This window comes from Janthinobacterium sp. GW821-FHT03C08, assembly GCF_059420905.1.
On sequence record NZ_JBWKUP010000013.1, the window covers coordinates 174,704 to 190,573 of the forward strand.

Here is a 15,870-nt window from a genome sequence, read left to right on the forward strand (position 1 = left end):
GTCGATGATTCGACCGGGCCGCCTGGCAGGGATGTCGTGCCTGGCTTACTTCTTCGGCTCGGCTTTCTTGCTGGCCGTTCCTTCCGGCAAGGCATACGCCACCAGGGTGTCACCCATCTTCGTGCCCAGCGAACCGTGGCCGCCGGCCATGACGACGACGAACTGGCGTCCCGACTTGTTCGACACATAGCTCATCGGGGTGGCCTGGCCGCCGGCTGGCAAACGGGCTTTCCAGATGACTTTACCGTTGCTGACATCGTAGCCGCGGATGTAGTAGTCGAGCGTGCTGCTGAGGAAGGTCACGCCGCCGCCGGTGGTGACCATGCCGCCCAGGCTGGGCACGCCCAGCGGCAAGGGGATCGGCACGGGACCGCTGTCGCGCGTGGTGCCGTTCTTGTGCATCCACACTTTCTTCATGGTGCGCAGGTCGACGGCGGCCACATAGCCCCACGGCGGTGCCTGGCACGGGAAGCCCAGCGGCGACAGGAATGCCTTGATTTCCACGGCGAATGGGACGCCCGTCTGCGGCTGCAAGCCCATTTCGCCGCCCGTGCCGCCCTTGGCCGTCGTTTCGGCGCGCGGCACGAGTTTTTCCAGGAAGCCCATGTAGTCAGGGTTGACGATCAGCAACTGGCGCACGGGGTCGATGGCCGCGCCGCCCCATTCGAAGATGCCCAGCGGGCCCGGCGAGATGACGGCGCCCTTGCCGGCCGTTTGCGGCGTGAACGGGCCTTCATAGCGGCGTTCCTTGAAGATGATGCGGCAAGCGAGCTGGTCGAACGGCGTCGTGCCCCACATGTCCGCTTCGCTGATATTGCGTTCAGGCAAGAAAGTCAGGGCCGAGAACGGCTGCGTGGGCGACAGGGTGTCGCCGGCGGCAGGATTGCTCGTTGGCACGGGTTTTTCCGGCGCCGGCACCACCAGGCTGCCATCGCGGCGGTCGATCACGTAGATATCGCCCCGTTTCGTCGTGGCGACGACCGATGGCACCTTGCCCTTCGGCGTGTCGATGTCGACCAAGCTAGGCTGGCCGCCGATATCCATGTCCCAGATATCGTGGTGCACGGTCTGGTAGACCCAGCGTACCTTGCCCGTCGCCAGGTCCAGCGCGACGATGGCGCTGTTGAATTTCTCGCCATTCTTGTTGCGGTTGCCGCCCCAGGTATCGGGGGTTTCATTGCCCATCGGAATGTAGACCATGCCCAGCTTTTCATCGATGCTGGCCACGCCCCACGAGTTGGGCGAGTTGTTGACGTAGTTCTTGCCTTCAGGGAAAGGCGCCGTATCTTCCGGCGTGGCCGGGTCCCAGTTCCACAGCAGCTTGCCGGTGACGGGATCGTAGCCGCGGATCACGCCCGATGGCTCTTCCGTCGAATGGTTGTCCGTCACGCTGGCGGCAATCACGGCCACGTTTTGCGCCACGGCCGGCGGCGAGGTGGGCATCAGGAAGCCGCGCTTGATCATGGCCATGTTTTTATACAGGTTGACGACGCCGTTGTTGCCAAAGCTCTTGCACGACTCGCCCGTATCGGCATTGACGGCGATCATGGTGCCATCCATGGTGGGCGCCAGGATGCGGCGCGGGCATTCCATGCCGGCCGCTTCGGGCGCAGGATTGTTCTTGGCGCGGCCCGCGTTGACGTCCCAATACGCCACGCCACGGCAGATCATGTGCTGGTAGCTGGCCGCGTCGCGGTTGATCTTCGGATCGTGGCGCCAGATTTCCTTGCCCGTGTCGGGGTTCAGGGCGATGACGATATTGTGCGGCGTGCACAGGTACAGCATGTCATTGACCTTCAGCGGCGTGACTTCGTTGGCGATCTCGCCCGGATCGGTCAAGCCCTTGAAGTCGCCCGTGTGGTAGGTCCAGGCTTCTTTCAGGCCGGAGATATTGGCCGGGGTGATCTGCGCGGCCGGCGCATAGTGGTCGCCATAGCCGGAACGGCCATACGCGGACCAGTCGTTGTGCTCGACGCCGGGCGCCAGGTCGCCGCTGGCCGTGGCGGCCATGCTGTCGGCCGGCACGTCGCCATGCAGGTCATGGTAGTCCTGGAACAGGGCGATGACGCCGGCGATGACGGTCAGGGCCACGGCGGCGGACAGGGCCGTCTTGCCCGCTTGCCCCTGTTTCGCGGCGGCGGGTGGCGCCAGGCGGCGGCTGACGAAGGGCAGCAGCAGCCAGACGGCGGCGGCAAACCAGATATCGAGGCGCGGCAGTAGTTGCCACCAGTCAAATTTCACTTCGATGACGGACCAGATCAGGGTGGCGATCAGCAGGAAGGCGAGGAAAGGCTGCGCGCTGCGCTTGCCCTGGAACACCAGCACGCCGGCAACGAGCATGCCGATGCCGGCCAGCAGGTAGTACCAGGAGCCGCCGAGCGTGGCCAGCCAGATGCCGCCGCCCAGCAGGGCGAGGCCAAACAGAATGAAAATAACGCCGGTGACCTTTAATAAAGGCCCGGGCCGGAAGGAGGGAGTCATCATATTCCTTTTTGCAAGGATTTATCGGTGGCGCGTTGAAAGCGCCATATTGAATTCAGGGAAGGCGTCGATTGCAGAATATACAAAGTTTGGAATCACCAGAATGTTATAGTTTATCAGAATTGATGATTGTCTTCTGTTTGTGCCATTTTTTGGCGAGGCCGTCATTTGAATCAAATCAATCCTTCAAATAAGAACAAATATTATGCTGGATGAGGGAAGTGCGGGGCTGGAAGGGCGCCTGGAGGGTGCGAACGGGGCATGTTGAAATGCTCGCGTCATAATCCCGATGTAATTCGGGATGAATGACAATCAAACTGTTGTTATAAGTGGCTGTAAAAAATGCAATACCGGTTTTAATAACCACATTCATGGAGTGGTGATATTGAAATGAAAATATGCAGATATTTAAGGTATTAACTCCGGGGTGACGGTAGTAATACTTAAGTGTTTCTACTTATTATGTTCGGTGGTCTGTTTATTCTCTCGACGGCAGCTTGCGCGTGCCTGCGGGCCATGCACGCCACTGTTGCTGGCTGGACGCGCAAAACGCCGGCGGGCCGCTGCTGCATCGCACAAGCGGCCTGTACTTCGCTATAATTGCGCGGTTAAAACACCATCCGCTAATGAGGAACCCCATGAGTTTGAATAACGTCTCTTCCGGCCGCGACCTGCCGAACGATTTCAACGTCGTCATCGAAATCCCGATGAACGCCGATCCGATCAAGTACGAAGTCGACAAGGAAAGCGGCGCGATCTTCGTCGATCGCTTCATGGGTACCGCCATGCACTACCCATGCAACTACGGCTACGTGCCGAACACCCTGTCGCCGGACGGCGACCCGGTCGACGTGCTCGTCATCACCCCATTCCCCCTGATTCCAGGCGTGGTCGTGCGCTGCCGTCCTATCGGCGTGCTGAAAATGACCGACGAGTCGGGCGAAGACGCGAAAGTGCTGGCCGTGCCAGTCGACAAGGTCCTGTCGATCTACAGCCACTGGCAAAAGCCGGAAGACTTGAACGAACTGCGCCTGCGCCAGATCCAGCATTTCTTCGAGCACTACAAGGACCTGGAAAAGGGCAAATGGGTCAAGATCGACGGCTGGTATGGCCCTGAAGTGGCCAAGGAAGAAATCCTGGGCGGCGTCGCCGCCTACAAGGCAGATGCCGAGAAGGCAGCTTCCTGAGCAAGCGATACCCCGCGGAGCCGGCGGCCAGCCGCCGGTAGTCTGTCGTGTGCGAGTAAAAAGCGCACCCTGCTATGATGGCCGGGTGCGCTTTTTTATTGCCACAACATAACTCTTTCCGGTGGATAGGACGGCATGCACACGCCTGAAATATTATCGAAAAGTCAACTTCGGAATGCTTTTGAACGGGAGGTGATATGTATACTGAGCACTTGTTGATGCGCTCGTGGTGGGTGCTGGCCTTGCGGGGTCTGGCGGCGATCGCCTTTGGCGTGATCACCCTGGCGTTGCCGGGGGTGACGGTGCTGTCCCTGCTGATGGTGTTTGCCGCCTACGCGCTGCTGGGCGGCGGCGTCTCCGTCGTCGGCGCGTTCAGCAACCGCAAGCATGGCGGCGACTGGTGGGCCTTGCTGCTGCTGGGCATCTGCGGCCTGGCCGTGGGCATCCTGACCATCATCTATCCGCTGCTGACGACGTTTGCCCTGATCGTCATGATCGGCGTCAATGCCCTGATCTCGGGCGTGTTCGACATCGTGCTGGCGATCCGCCTGCGCAAGGCCATCCGGGGCGAATGGCTGCTGGTGCTCAATGCCGTCATCTCCATCGTCTTCGGCATTTTGATCCTCGTCTTCCCCGCCGCCGGCACCTTCGCCCTCGTGTGGATGATCGGCGTATATGCCCTGCTGACGGGCATCTTGCTGCTGACCCTGGCATGGCGCGCCTACAAGCTGAAGAAGGACGGCGCCTTCGGTGGCCATTCCGGCCGTTCGGCCGCCTGATCCCTCTGCGTGGCCGCGAGCGCTCCCCGCCAGCCGGCCGGGAGCGCTTTTGTCTTCAGGGCGCCAGGGCGGCGCGAAACGGGCTGTGCTCGTTCAATTCGTCCAGATAGGCATCGATGCCGCCCCGTTCGCGCTCGAGGAAGCGCTGCACGGCGTCGGCAAAGGCGGGGTGGGCCAGCCAGTGGGCGGACCACGTCTTTTGCGGCAGGAAGCCCCGCGCCATCTTGTGCTCGCCCTGTGCGCCGCCCTCGAAGGTGGAGATGCCGTTGGCGATGCAAAACTCCAGCGGCTGGTAATACGCCGTCTCGAAATGCAGGCAGGGCACGTGTTCCAGCGCGCCCCAGTAGCGGCCATACAGGGTGTCGCCGGTATGGATGACGAGCGAGGCGGCGATGTCCCGGCCGTCGCGCTCGGCGATCACCAATAAAATGTTCTGCGGCATGCTGGCACCGATGCGGCGGAAGAAGTCCAGCGACAGGTAGGGCGAGGAGCGGTGTTCCGCATAGGTATTGCTGTAGCAGCGGTGGAACAGTTTCCAGTCCGCGTCCGTGGCGTCCAGGCCGCGCACCTGGCGCATGGTCACGCCCGCTTCGCGCACCTTGCGCCGCTCGGCGCGGATATTCTTGCGCTTCCTGTGTTCCAGGGTGGCGAGGAATTGCTCGAAATCCGTGTAGCCGGGATTGAGCCAGTGAAACTGCACGCCACTACGCATCAAATAGCCCGCTTGCGCCAGCTGGCGCGCTTCACTTTCCGGTGGGAACAGGATGTGGCAGGACGACACTGCGCTGGCCTGCTGCTGCGTTTGCAAAAAGGCCAGCAGGGCGGCGCGCGCCTCGCCATCGCGGGCCAGCAGGCGCGTGCCGCTGACGGGCGTAAACGGTATGGCCGACAGCAGTTTCGGGTAATATTCCAGGCCATGTTGTTGATAGGCATCTGCCCAGGCCCAGTCGAACACGTACTCGCCGTAGGAATGCTGTTTCAGGTACAGGGGCAGGGCGGCGGCCAGCACCTCGCCTTGCCACAGCACGAGGTAGTTCGGCTGCCAGCCCGTGTCCGCGCTGGCGCAGCCCGATTCGTGCAGCGCGTGCAGAAAGGCGTAGGACAGGAAGGGATTGGCCTCCGCCTTGGCGTCCTGCTGGCGCGCCAGCAGGTCCGACCAGGCCGCTTCGCCAATTTCCGCCAGGGTAGTGACGATAGCCGTGCGATAATTCATTGTTGTAGTGTGCATTCATCACTCTCGGGGCGCCAACATCGGCCTGCGCGCCCCTGTCTTGTTTAATAAAACGAAATTTCCATCATCATGACAGTCAAAGTCGCAATTGCTCAAATGAATAGTACGGTCGGCGATCTGGCCGGCAACCGTGCCAAGATCCTCGACCTTTCCCGCCGCGCCTTTGAAGCGGGCGCCGATATCGTGCTCACGCCGGAACTGTCGCTGGTCGGCTATCCACCCGAGGACCTGTTGCTGCGCAATGCATTCTACGCAAAAACCCAGGAGGCGTTTGCCGGGCTGGCTGCCGACCTGGCCCAGTTCAAGGATATGCACGTGGTGGTGGGCCTGCCCCTGCAGGATGAAAAGGGCGTGCGCCACAATGCCGCCTCCGTGCTGCTGAACGGCGAAGTGCTGGGCACCTACCGCAAGCACGACTTGCCGAACACGACTGTTTTCGATGAAAAGCGCTACTTCACCTCGTCGGACCAGGCCTTCGTCTTTGGCGTGAAGGGCGTGCGTTTCGGTATCAATATCTGCGAAGACACGTGGTTCGAGCACGCCCCCATGCGCGCCCGCGCAGCCGGCGCGCAAGTGCTGCTGGTGCCGAACGGCTCGCCGTATCACATGAACAAGCAGCACCTGCGCTATGACACCATGCGCCGCAACGTCAGCGCGCAAGGCATGGCCCTCGTCTACGCCAACCTCGTCGGCGGCCAGGATGAACTGATTTTCGACGGCGACTCGTTTGTCATGGACGCGGCCGGCACCATCTGCGCCCAGCTGCGCCATTTCGAGGAAGACTTGCAGCTCGTCGCGTTCGACGGCGCCACGCCCGTGCCGCAGCCGCTGGCGACGCCGCTGACGACGGAAGCGCAGGTGTACCAGGCGCTGGTGCTGGGCGTGCGCGACTACATAGGCAAGAACGGCTTCCCTGGCGTTCTGATCGGCATGTCGGGCGGCGTCGATTCCGCCCTGACCCTGGCCATTGCCGTCGATGCGCTGGGCGCCGACAGGGTGCGCGCCGTCATGATGCCGTCGCAATTTACGGCCGATATCTCGTGGATCGATTCGCGCGACATGGTAAAACGCCTCAATGTGCGCTACGATGAAATTCCGATCAAGCAAACTTTCGACGCCTTCCGCGCCACCCTGGCGGACGAGTTCGCGGGACTGGCGGAAGACGCGACGGAAGAGAATATCCAGGCGCGCATCCGCGGCACCTTGCTGATGGCCCTGTCGAACAAGCATGGCAGCATCGTCTTGACGACGGGCAACAAGAGCGAGATGGCCGTCGGTTATTGCACCCTGTACGGCGACATGGCGGGCGGCTTTGCCGTGATCAAGGATATCGCCAAGACCCTCGTGTACCGCCTGTGCGCGTACCGCAACGGGGTGTCGGACGTGATACCCGAGCGTATTTTGACGCGCGGACCGTCGGCCGAACTGCGCGCCGACCAGCTGGACCAGGATTCCTTGCCGCCGTATGAGGTGCTCGACGGCATCATGCAGTTGTACATGGAAGAAAACCGGCCGATCGCCGACATTATTGAGGCTGGCTACCCGCCGGCCGATGTGGCCCGGGTCACGCGCCTGATCAAGATCAATGAATACAAGCGGCGCCAGTCGCCGGTGGGCATCCGCGTCACGCACCGTGGCTTTGGCCGCGACTGGCGTTATCCCATTACGTCGAAGTTCTACGAATAAGCAGCCATCTGTCCACAATCCAACAATTTTAAGGAGTAGCCATGAAACAGATTACCGCCATCATCAAACCATTCAAGCTCGACGAAGTACGCGAGGCCCTGGCCGACGTGAACGTGACGGGCTTGACCGTGACGGAAGTGAAGGGCTTTGGCCGCCAGAAGGGCCATACCGAGCTGTACCGTGGCGCCGAGTACGTGGTCGACTTCTTGCCGAAAGTCAAAGTCGAAGTGGTGGTGGACGACAGCGTGTCGGAACTGGTGGTCGACGCCATCATCAAGGCGGCCCGCACGGGCAAGATCGGCGATGGCAAGATCTTCGTGCGCGACGTGGAGCAGGTCATCCGCATCCGTACCGGCGAGACGGGCCCCGACGCGGTGTAACTGTTCCGGCTTGGGTCGCTGACTTTCAGCGCCCCAGCCGCATGTCGAATTTCCAGCAGATCAGGCGCATTATCGTGATGCCGCTGGCGCTGGTCCACAGCGCGAAGTCGTGCTCGGCGCCGAAGTGCATCTGCAATAGATAAGCCCAGCAGCCGAAGAAGGCGCAGATGGCGTAGGGTTTGCCGTCGCGAAACACCATCGGCACTTCGTTGCACACGATGTCGCGCATCACGCCGCCGAAAATCCCCGTAATTACCCCCATCATCGAGGCGATAAAGATCGGCATGCCGGCGCGCATGGCTTCGGCCACGCCGGCGATGGCGAACATGCCCAGGCCGATGGCGTCGGCGATGACGATCAGGCGTTCCGAGACGATCTGGCGCAAATGCTGGATCAGGGGCGCGGCCGTCAGGGCCAGCACGAAGATCAGGATCGCGTATTCCTGGTGCGAAACCCAGAACAAAGGCCGTTTGTCGAGCAGGATATCGCGCAAGGTGCCCCCGCCGAAGGCCGTGATGAAGGCCACGACAAACACGCCGACCAGGTCCATGCGCTTGCGGCGTGCCTCGATGAAACCGGAAAACGCGCCCACCAGGATGGCGATGATCTCAATGATCTTAATCAGCGAGCCAGGCGGCAGTTGGGGTGGCATCATGGGTGGAGCGCGTGCACGAGACGCTAAGCAGGAAATAATTGTCACAGGTTAACATGACACGGCCCCGAATGGTGACAAACGGGGCCGTGTGCGGGGTGTAACTTGTTACTGAATTGTAATTTCTTGCTGCTAGGGCTAGCGGATGGGCTGCAGCGCGGAAGAAAGCAATACCACCAGCGCGCCATCGCCCCCTTCCGAGCGGCGCGCCTGGCAAAAGGCGATGACTTCATCCTTTTGCACGAGCCAGCTGTGCACCATGGATTTGAGCACCGGTTCCTGGCCCTTCGAGCCGAAACCCTTGCCGTGGATCACGCGCACGCAGCGCAGCTTGCGCCGCGTGGCCTGGTTCAGGAAGGCGCCGATGCCGTCGCGGGCCTCGTCGCGGCGCAAGCCGTGCAAGTCCAGCTCATCCTGCACGGGCCAGTGGCCCTTGCGCATCTTCTTCACCACGTCCGGCCCCACGCCGGGACGCGCGTAGTTCAGGGCGGGATCGTTTTCCAGGTAATGGTCGACTTCGAACAAGTCCGACAGCGACTCGCGCAGCACGGCCGCATCGTCCTCTTCCGGCGTCAGCTTGCGCGCCGGCTGTGCGGCCGCCATGGCGCCCGCCTTCGGCAGGCTGGGCACGTAGCGGTCCGACTCGGGCAGGCGCTTGACGCCGCCGATGCTGGCCTTGAAGAGGTTGCTCTCCACGGCCTGCACCTTGGCTTGCCTGGCGCGCTCGGCCTCGGCTTGCGCGCGCGCGTCCGCCTGCTCCTTGAGCTGCTTGCTGACCGCTTTCAGGTCGGCGAAGTCTTTCATCGACGCCATGCGGCGATTACTCCTGGCCTTCCAGGTAGCGCTGGGCGTCCAGTGCTGCCATGCAACCCGTACCGGCGCTGGTGATGGCCTGGCGGTAGATATGGTCCTGCACGTCGCCAGCCGCAAACACGCCCGGCGCGCTGGTGGCCGTGGCCATGCCTTCCAGGCCCGTCTTGGTCTTGATGTAGCCGTTGTGCATCTCCAGCTGGCCTTCGAAGATGCCCGTGTTCGGCTTGTGGCCGATGGCGATGAACACGCCGTGCACGCTCAATGCCTCGACCTTGCCGTCGATGGTCGACTTGATGTTCAGGCCCGTCACGCCGCCTTCGTTGCCCGTCACTTCGTCCAGGGTGTGGTTATATTTCAACACGATCTTGCCTTCGGCAACCTTGGCGTTCAGGCGGTCGATCAGAATCGCTTCCGCGCGGAACTTGTCGCGGCGGTGGATCAAGGTGACTTTATTGGCGATGTTCGACAGGTACAGCGCTTCCTCGACGGCCGTGTTGCCGCCGCCGACGACGGCCACTTCCTGGTTGCGGTAGAAGAAACCATCGCAGGTAGCGCAGGCGGACACGCCCTTGCCCATGAATTCCGCTTCCGATGGCAGGCCCAGGTATTGTGCGGACGCGCCCGTGGCGATGATCAGGGTGTCGCACGTGTATTCGTGGCTGTCGCCCTTCAGGCGGATCGGCTTTTCATTCAGGAAAGTGGTGTGGATGTGGTCAAACACGATTTCCGTATTGAAACGCTCGGCGTGTTGCAGCAAGCGCTGCATCAGGTCCGGGCCTTGCACGCCCATGGGGTCGCCGGGCCAGTTTTCCACGTCCGTGGTGGTCATCAGCTGGCCGCCTTGCTCCACGCCGGTCACCAGCATCGGGTTCAGGTTGGCGCGCGCGGCGTAGACGGCGGCGCTATAGCCGGCGGGGCCGGAACCGAGAATCAAGACGCGGGCGTGTTTGGTAGTAGTCATGGGAGCTTCTCTATGAGTGTGGTCTATCCGAATTGGGGGCATACGCGCGAAGAACAAGGGCGTATTGCGCTTGCGCAAGCAATCCCGGATTATAGACCAAGCCGCCAGTGCAGACGAATCGTGGGGCCGTCCGTGACGTATATGGCTTAGAATACATCCTTATTATGGGAAATTCCCTTTCAGAAACATTTATCACCTTGCAGCGCTTCCCAGAATGACTAAACCAGCCCAGGCCAATCAAAATAGCTACACCCGTAAACCGGTCGAACGCCGGCCCCTGCCGAACCGGCTGGTGCGGCTGCTGTCCGAAGCGCGCTGGTTCGCGCTGGCCGCGTTTGCCCTGTACTTCGTGCTGATCCTGGCCAGCTTCAACAAGCTCGATCCCGGCTGGTCGCACGCCACCTCCGTCGACAAGGTCGCCAACCTCGGCGGCAAGCTGGGCGCGACCCTGTCCGATCTGTTGCTGTATATCTTCGGCTTTTCCGCCTGGTGGTGGTGCGTCTGGCTGCTGCGCACCGTATGGAATGGCTATCGCCGGCTGAGCAAGCGCTTCCTGCTGGAAGAGGAAGAGGTGGAGCGCGAGCACCATGTCGAGATGCTGATCCGCATCGTCGGTTTTTCCATCATGCTGATCGGCAGCATGGGCCTCGAATTCCTACGTTTGGGAAAAAGCCTGCATGGTAAGCTGCCGCGCGACCCAGGTAGTGTACTGGGTCAGCTGGCGGGGGACGCGGCCCACGTGGCCTTCGGCTTCACGGGCGCTACCTTGTTGCTGTTGCTGCTGTTCGCCCTGGGCTTTTCCCTGTTCTTCCATGTGTCCTGGTTGCAAGTGGCCGAGCGCATCGGCGGCGCCATCGAAGATGCCTTCAACTGGTTCGTGCTGCGCTACCAGGACCGCGAAGACCGCCGCCAGGGCGAAGTGGCCGCCGTGCGCCGCGATGAAGTGGTCGTCATCGAGCGGGCCAAGCACGTGGAAAAGCACGTGGCCGCGCCGCCCGTGAAGATCGAGCCGCAGGTCGTCACGGTGGTGAAATCCGAGCGCGTGGAAAAGGAACGCCAGGCCCATCTGTTCGAGAATTTGGGCGATGGCAAGCTGCCGCCCCTGTCCCTGCTGGACGAGGCGCCGCCCGTGGTGGAAACGGTGTCCGTGGAAACCCTGGAATTCACGAGCCGCCTGATCGAAAAGAAACTCTCCGACTTTGGCGTGGATGCCAAGGTAGTGGCCGCTTACCCCGGCCCTGTGGTGACGCGCTATGAAATCGAGCCGGCCACGGGCGTGAAGGGCAGCCAGATCGTCGGCCTGGCGCGCGACCTGGCCCGTTCGCTGTCGCTCACCTCCATCCGCGTCGTGGAAACCATTCCCGGCAAGAATTACATGGCCTTGGAATTGCCGAACAGCAAGCGCCAGATCGTGCGCCTGACGGAAATCCTCGGCTCCAAGGTCTACAACGATGGCGTGTCCAGCCTGACGATTGCGCTGGGCAAGGATATTGCCGGCAAGCCCGTCGTGGCCGACCTGGCGAAGATGCCCCACTTGCTGGTGGCCGGTACCACGGGTTCCGGTAAATCCGTGGGCATCAATGCGACGATCCTGTCTCTGCTGTACAAATCCGACCCGCTCGACGTGCGGCTGATCCTGATCGATCCGAAGATGCTGGAAATGTCCGTCTACGAAGGCATCCCGCACTTGCTGGCGCCCGTCGTGACCGACATGCGCCAAGCCGGCCACGCGCTGAACTGGGCCGTGAACGAGATGGAACGCCGCTACAAGCTGATGAGCAAGATGGGCGTGCGCAACCTGGCCGGCTACAACGCGAAGATCGCCGATGCGAAGAAGCGCGAAGAACACATCCCGAATCCGTTCAGCCTGACGCCGGACTCACCGGAGCCGCTGGAAAAACTGCCGACCATCGTCATCATCATCGACGAGCTGGCCGACTTGATGATGGTGGTGGGTAAAAAAGTCGAGGAATTGATCGCGCGCATCGCGCAAAAGGCGCGCGCCGCCGGCTTGCACTTGATTCTGGCCACGCAGCGCCCATCTGTCGATGTGATCACGGGTTTGATCAAGGCGAATATTCCCACGCGTATTGCCTTCCAGGTATCGTCGAAGATCGACTCGCGCACGATTCTGGACCAGATGGGCGCGGAAACCCTGCTGGGCATGGGCGACATGCTGTACATGCCGCCCGGCACCGGCTTGCCGATGCGCGTGCACGGCGCGTTTGTGTCCGATGAGGAAGTCCACCGCGTCGTCAGCCATCTGAAGCTGCAGGGCGAGCCGAATTACATCGAGGGCATCCTCGAAGGCGGCACGCTGGAAGGCGATGGCGCCGAAGGCGGCGTGGCAGGCGAGGGTGGCGGCGAGGCCGATGCCCTGTACGACCAGGCGGTGGCGGTGGTGCTGAAAAACCGCCGCGCCTCGATTTCGCTGGTGCAGCGTCATTTGCGCATCGGCTACAACCGCGCCGCCCGTCTGCTCGAGCAGATGGAGCAGAGCGGGGTGGTATCAACCATGCAATCCAATGGCAACCGGGACATCCTGGTGCCGGCGGCCAGTGCCGAACAAGGGTAAATAATGAAGCAAGAAAATAGTGTAGTGGCAAAAATCATCGTCGGCGCGGCCGGCATCGCCTGCAGCCTGCTGTTCGCGGCCAGCGCCTCGGCCAGTGCTTTGGAACAGTTCAAGAGCTTCGCCGCCGGCACCAAGTCGGCCAAGGGCGAGTTCGTGCAGCGCCAGGTCAAGAAGGCGGATGCGGCCGGCAAGGCCAAAGTGTCGACGCCAGCCAGCGGCACCTTCGAGTTTGCCCGTCCGGGCAAGTTCATCTGGACCTACCTGAAGCCGTACGAGCAGCTGCTGCAGGCCGATGGCGACAAGCTGTATATCTACGACAAGGACTTGAGCCAGGTGACGGTGAAGAAACTGGGCGACGCGCTCGGTTCCTCGCCGGCCGCCATCTTGTTCGGCAGCAACGACCTGGAAAAGAACTTCACCCTGGCTGAAGCGGGCACGCGCGATGGCCTGGAATGGCTGAAAGCCACGCCGAAGGCCAAGGACACGACGTTTGATGAAATCACCATCGGCCTGCGCAACGGCGTGCCGGAAGCGATGGAGTTGCGCGATTCCTTTGGGCAGACCTCGGTGCTGGCGTTCAAGAACTTCCAGAAAAACCCGGCCTTATCCGCCGATCATTTTAAATTTGTCATGCCCAAGGGCGCGGATGTGATTAATAATTAATTTTTCGCACACTGTTATTGACCGGCCTCGCACCATGCGGGGCCTTTGCATTCTTACCCGGTAAATATTATGGCGGATCTCTTTTCCACCGCACCGCGCCAGCCGCTGGCCGAGGCCTTGCGGCCATCCACCCTCAACGAAGTCATCGGCCAGACGCATCTGCTGGGCGCGGGCAAGCCATTGCGCCTGGCGTTCGAGGCGGGCAAGGCCCATTCGATGATCCTGTGGGGCCCGCCCGGCGTGGGCAAGACCACCCTGGCGCGCCTGATGGCGAATGCCTTCGACAGCGAATTCATCGCCCTGTCGGCCGTGTTTGCCGGCGTAAAAGATATCCGCGCCGCCATGGACCAGGCCCGCCACAGCCTGGACCAGTTCGGCAAGCACACTTTATTGTTCGTCGACGAAATCCACAGGTTCAACAAGTCGCAGCAGGATGCCTTGCTGCCTTTCGTCGAGTCGGGCCTCGTGACGTTCATCGGCGCGACGACGGAAAACCCCAGCTTCGAAGTGAACTCGGCGCTGCTGTCGCGCGCGCAAGTGTATGTGCTCAAATCGCTCAACGAAGACGAAATGAAGCAGCTGCTGGCCAAGGCGCAAAGTTCCGCCTTGACGCACCTGACCTTCGACGAGGCGGCCGCTGACACCCTGATCGGCTATGCGGATGGCGATGCGCGGCGCTTCCTGAACTTGCTGGAGCAGGCCGAGACGGCCGCCAGCTCGACGGGCACGACGACCATCGACGCGGCCTTCGTCGACAACGCGCTGACCTTGAATTCGCGCCGCTTCGACAAGGGCGGCGACAATTTCTATGACCAGATTTCCGCCCTGCACAAGTCCGTGCGCGGTTCGAACCCGGACGCGGCCCTGTACTGGTTTTGCCGCATGATCGACGGCGGCGCCGACCCGCGCTATCTGTCGCGGCGCATCGTGCGCATGGCCTGGGAAGACATCGGCCTGGCCGACCCCCGCGCCTTGACCATGGTCAACGATGCGGCGGAAACCTATGAGCGCCTCGGTTCGCCCGAAGGCGAGCTGGCGCTGGGGCAAGCCGTGATCTACCTGGCCATTGCCGCGAAGAGTAATGCCGGCTACAACGCTTTCAATACGGCCATGGCGTTTGTGAAGAAAGACAAGTCGAAGGAAGTGCCCGTGCACTTGCGCAATGCGCCGACCAAGCTGATGAAGGAACTCGGTTACGGCCACGCCTACCGCTACGCGCACGACGAGCCCGATGCCTACGCGGCCGGCGAAACCTACTTCCCGGACGGCATGGCCGAGCCTGGCTGGTACCAGCCCGTGCCGCGTGGCCTGGAAAGCAAGATCGCCGACAAGCTGGCGTGGTTGCGCGAGCTGGACAGGAAAGCTGGCAAGGGCTGACGCTACAGTCCCAGCTGGGTAAAACTGTCATCCTGCGGCGCGTAGCCCACCAGCTGGCGCGTGGCCGCAATCGACAGCCGTTTATAGCGGTTGTCCGACACGCCATGCACGACGTGGTAGCCGGGCGCCACGTCGGCGCTGATGCAGCAGGCCAGCAGCTGCACCACATCCCGCTCGCTGATGAAGGCGGCGATGTCGCGTGCGCTGTGCTGCTGGCCTGACGCAAACCGGGCCACGTTGGCGATGCGCACGGCGATCGCCGTCATGCCATGCTGGTGCGCGAAGGCGGAGGCTACCCCTTCGCCGAAGGCCTTGCTGGCGCCATACAGGTTCGCCGGACGCGCCGGCATGTGCTCGTGCACCTGCACATCGAGTGGATAGCCTTCCACGGCTTGCGCACTGCTGGCAAACACTACTCTTTTCACTTTCTTCACCTGCGCCGCGCGGAAGATGTTGTGCGTGCCGACGATGTTCGGCTGCAGCAGCTGCGTGTCGAAATCGGCGCTGGCGTGGGGCACGCCGGCCAGGTGCAGCACCGTATCGATGTCGGTGCAGGCGGCCAGGCAGGCGGCGTAGTCGCTGACATCGAGCTGCATGGACGCGCAGGGCGCTTCGGCCAGCTTGCCGGTGTGCAGGTCGGCCAGGCGCAGGGAGAATTCCCCATGCCGGCGCTGCCAGAAAGCGGTGCCGATGCTGCCGGCGGCGCCCGTGACGAGGACGCGCAAAGGTTGTTGAATCATGTATTCCTAGTATTGAGTGTGTGAGGCAGTGCCAGGTTCAGCCAGCGCAGCAGGGCGGGGCGCGGGGCGGCAGTGCCATGCACGCGGATGCGTCCGCTGCCCACGGCTTCCACCAACACCAGGCCCCCGTTCGGGATCGTGTAGCGTTCGCCGCTGTGCAGCACGCAATCGTCGAACTGGGCGTAGGCCGTGATCCAGGCCGTGCCGTGCAGGCACTCGATGACGGCGTTGTCCGCCTTTTCCAGGCGCAGGGGATGTTGCGGGCGCAGTTCATGGTCGGTGTGCATGGCGAAACTCCTGGTGGGCGGACAGGAACAGCTTAGGCCCTGGGTGAGAACGAGAACA

At 62.1% G+C, this 15,870-nt stretch carries 14 protein-coding genes; 7 read left to right on the forward strand and 7 right to left on the reverse strand.

Annotated elements, in window-relative coordinates:
• Window positions 1-45: 45 nt before the first annotated feature.
• Window positions 46-2,484, reverse strand: a complete 2,439-nt coding sequence (locus tag AC07VL_RS20075; protein ID WP_494807386.1) for a membrane-bound PQQ-dependent dehydrogenase, glucose/quinate/shikimate family — start codon at window positions 2,482-2,484, stop codon at window positions 46-48.
• Window positions 2,485-3,119: 635 nt separating this feature from the next.
• On the opposite strand from AC07VL_RS20075, the gene ppa reads away from it, so the two are divergent.
• On the forward strand, window positions 3,120-3,668 hold the full coding sequence (ppa, locus tag AC07VL_RS20080; RefSeq protein WP_071324543.1) for an inorganic diphosphatase: 549 nt from the start codon (window positions 3,120-3,122) through the stop codon (window positions 3,666-3,668).
• Window positions 3,669-3,865: 197 nt separating this feature from the next.
• Window positions 3,866-4,447 carry an HdeD family acid-resistance protein gene (locus AC07VL_RS20085; RefSeq protein ID WP_494807387.1) on the forward strand — a complete coding sequence of 194 codons (582 nt, stop codon included), beginning with the start codon at window positions 3,866-3,868 and terminating at the stop codon, window positions 4,445-4,447.
• Window positions 4,448-4,502: 55 nt separating this feature from the next.
• Here AC07VL_RS20085 and AC07VL_RS20090 read toward each other — a convergent pair whose 3' ends face one another.
• Window positions 4,503-5,660: a GNAT family N-acetyltransferase gene (locus AC07VL_RS20090; protein WP_494807416.1), complete on the reverse strand. Its 1,158-nt coding sequence runs from the start codon at window positions 5,658-5,660 to the stop codon at window positions 4,503-4,505.
• 87 nt (window positions 5,661-5,747) lie between these two features.
• On the opposite strand from AC07VL_RS20090, the gene AC07VL_RS20095 reads away from it, so the two are divergent.
• A complete protein-coding gene (locus AC07VL_RS20095; protein ID WP_494807388.1) occupies window positions 5,748-7,364 on the forward strand; it encodes an NAD+ synthase in 1,617 nt (538 codons plus the stop codon).
• Window positions 7,365-7,405: 41 nt separating this feature from the next.
• Window positions 7,406-7,744 carry a P-II family nitrogen regulator gene (locus AC07VL_RS20100; protein ID WP_034758685.1) on the forward strand — a complete coding sequence of 113 codons (339 nt, stop codon included), beginning with the start codon at window positions 7,406-7,408 and terminating at the stop codon, window positions 7,742-7,744.
• A 25-nt stretch (window positions 7,745-7,769) separates the two neighbouring features.
• Here the strand turns inward: AC07VL_RS20100 and AC07VL_RS20105 are convergent, their stop codons facing one another.
• The 3 genes from AC07VL_RS20105 to trxB form a co-directional block, all read right to left on the reverse strand.
• Window positions 7,770-8,399 carry a trimeric intracellular cation channel family protein gene (locus AC07VL_RS20105; protein ID WP_494807389.1) on the reverse strand — a complete coding sequence of 210 codons (630 nt, stop codon included), beginning with the start codon at window positions 8,397-8,399 and terminating at the stop codon, window positions 7,770-7,772.
• A 135-nt stretch (window positions 8,400-8,534) separates the two neighbouring features.
• Window positions 8,535-9,209: a Smr/MutS family protein gene (locus tag AC07VL_RS20110; RefSeq protein ID WP_494807390.1), complete on the reverse strand. Its 675-nt coding sequence runs from the start codon at window positions 9,207-9,209 to the stop codon at window positions 8,535-8,537.
• A gap of 7 nt (window positions 9,210-9,216) precedes the next feature.
• The gene (gene trxB / locus AC07VL_RS20115; RefSeq protein ID WP_034786153.1) at window positions 9,217-10,170 is read right to left on the reverse strand and encodes a thioredoxin-disulfide reductase; all 954 of its coding nucleotides are present in this window, start codon (window positions 10,168-10,170) and stop codon (window positions 9,217-9,219) included.
• A 214-nt stretch (window positions 10,171-10,384) separates the two neighbouring features.
• Here trxB and AC07VL_RS20120 point away from each other — a divergent pair, with 214 nt between their 5' ends.
• The 3 genes from AC07VL_RS20120 (at window position 10,385) to AC07VL_RS20130 (ending at window position 14,785) form a co-directional block, all read left to right on the forward strand.
• A complete protein-coding gene (locus AC07VL_RS20120) occupies window positions 10,385-12,745 on the forward strand; it encodes a DNA translocase FtsK (protein WP_494807391.1) in 2,361 nt (786 codons plus the stop codon).
• 3 nt (window positions 12,746-12,748) lie between these two features.
• On the forward strand, window positions 12,749-13,408 hold the full coding sequence (gene lolA, locus AC07VL_RS20125; RefSeq protein ID WP_494807392.1) for an outer membrane lipoprotein chaperone LolA: 660 nt from the start codon (window positions 12,749-12,751) through the stop codon (window positions 13,406-13,408).
• Window positions 13,409-13,477: 69 nt separating this feature from the next.
• Entirely contained in the window at window positions 13,478-14,785 is a 1,308-nt protein-coding gene (locus AC07VL_RS20130) for a replication-associated recombination protein A (protein ID WP_494807393.1), read from the forward strand.
• Between the two features lie 2 nt (window positions 14,786-14,787).
• On the opposite strand, the gene AC07VL_RS20135 is transcribed toward AC07VL_RS20130, so the two are convergent.
• Window positions 14,788-15,525: an NAD-dependent epimerase/dehydratase family protein gene (locus AC07VL_RS20135; RefSeq protein WP_494807394.1), complete on the reverse strand. Its 738-nt coding sequence runs from the start codon at window positions 15,523-15,525 to the stop codon at window positions 14,788-14,790.
• Window positions 15,522-15,812 carry a DUF2917 domain-containing protein gene (locus AC07VL_RS20140; RefSeq protein WP_494807395.1) on the reverse strand — a complete coding sequence of 97 codons (291 nt, stop codon included), beginning with the start codon at window positions 15,810-15,812 and terminating at the stop codon, window positions 15,522-15,524. The genes AC07VL_RS20135 and AC07VL_RS20140 overlap by 4 nt, the downstream gene beginning before the upstream one ends.
• Window positions 15,813-15,870 lie beyond the last annotated feature (58 nt).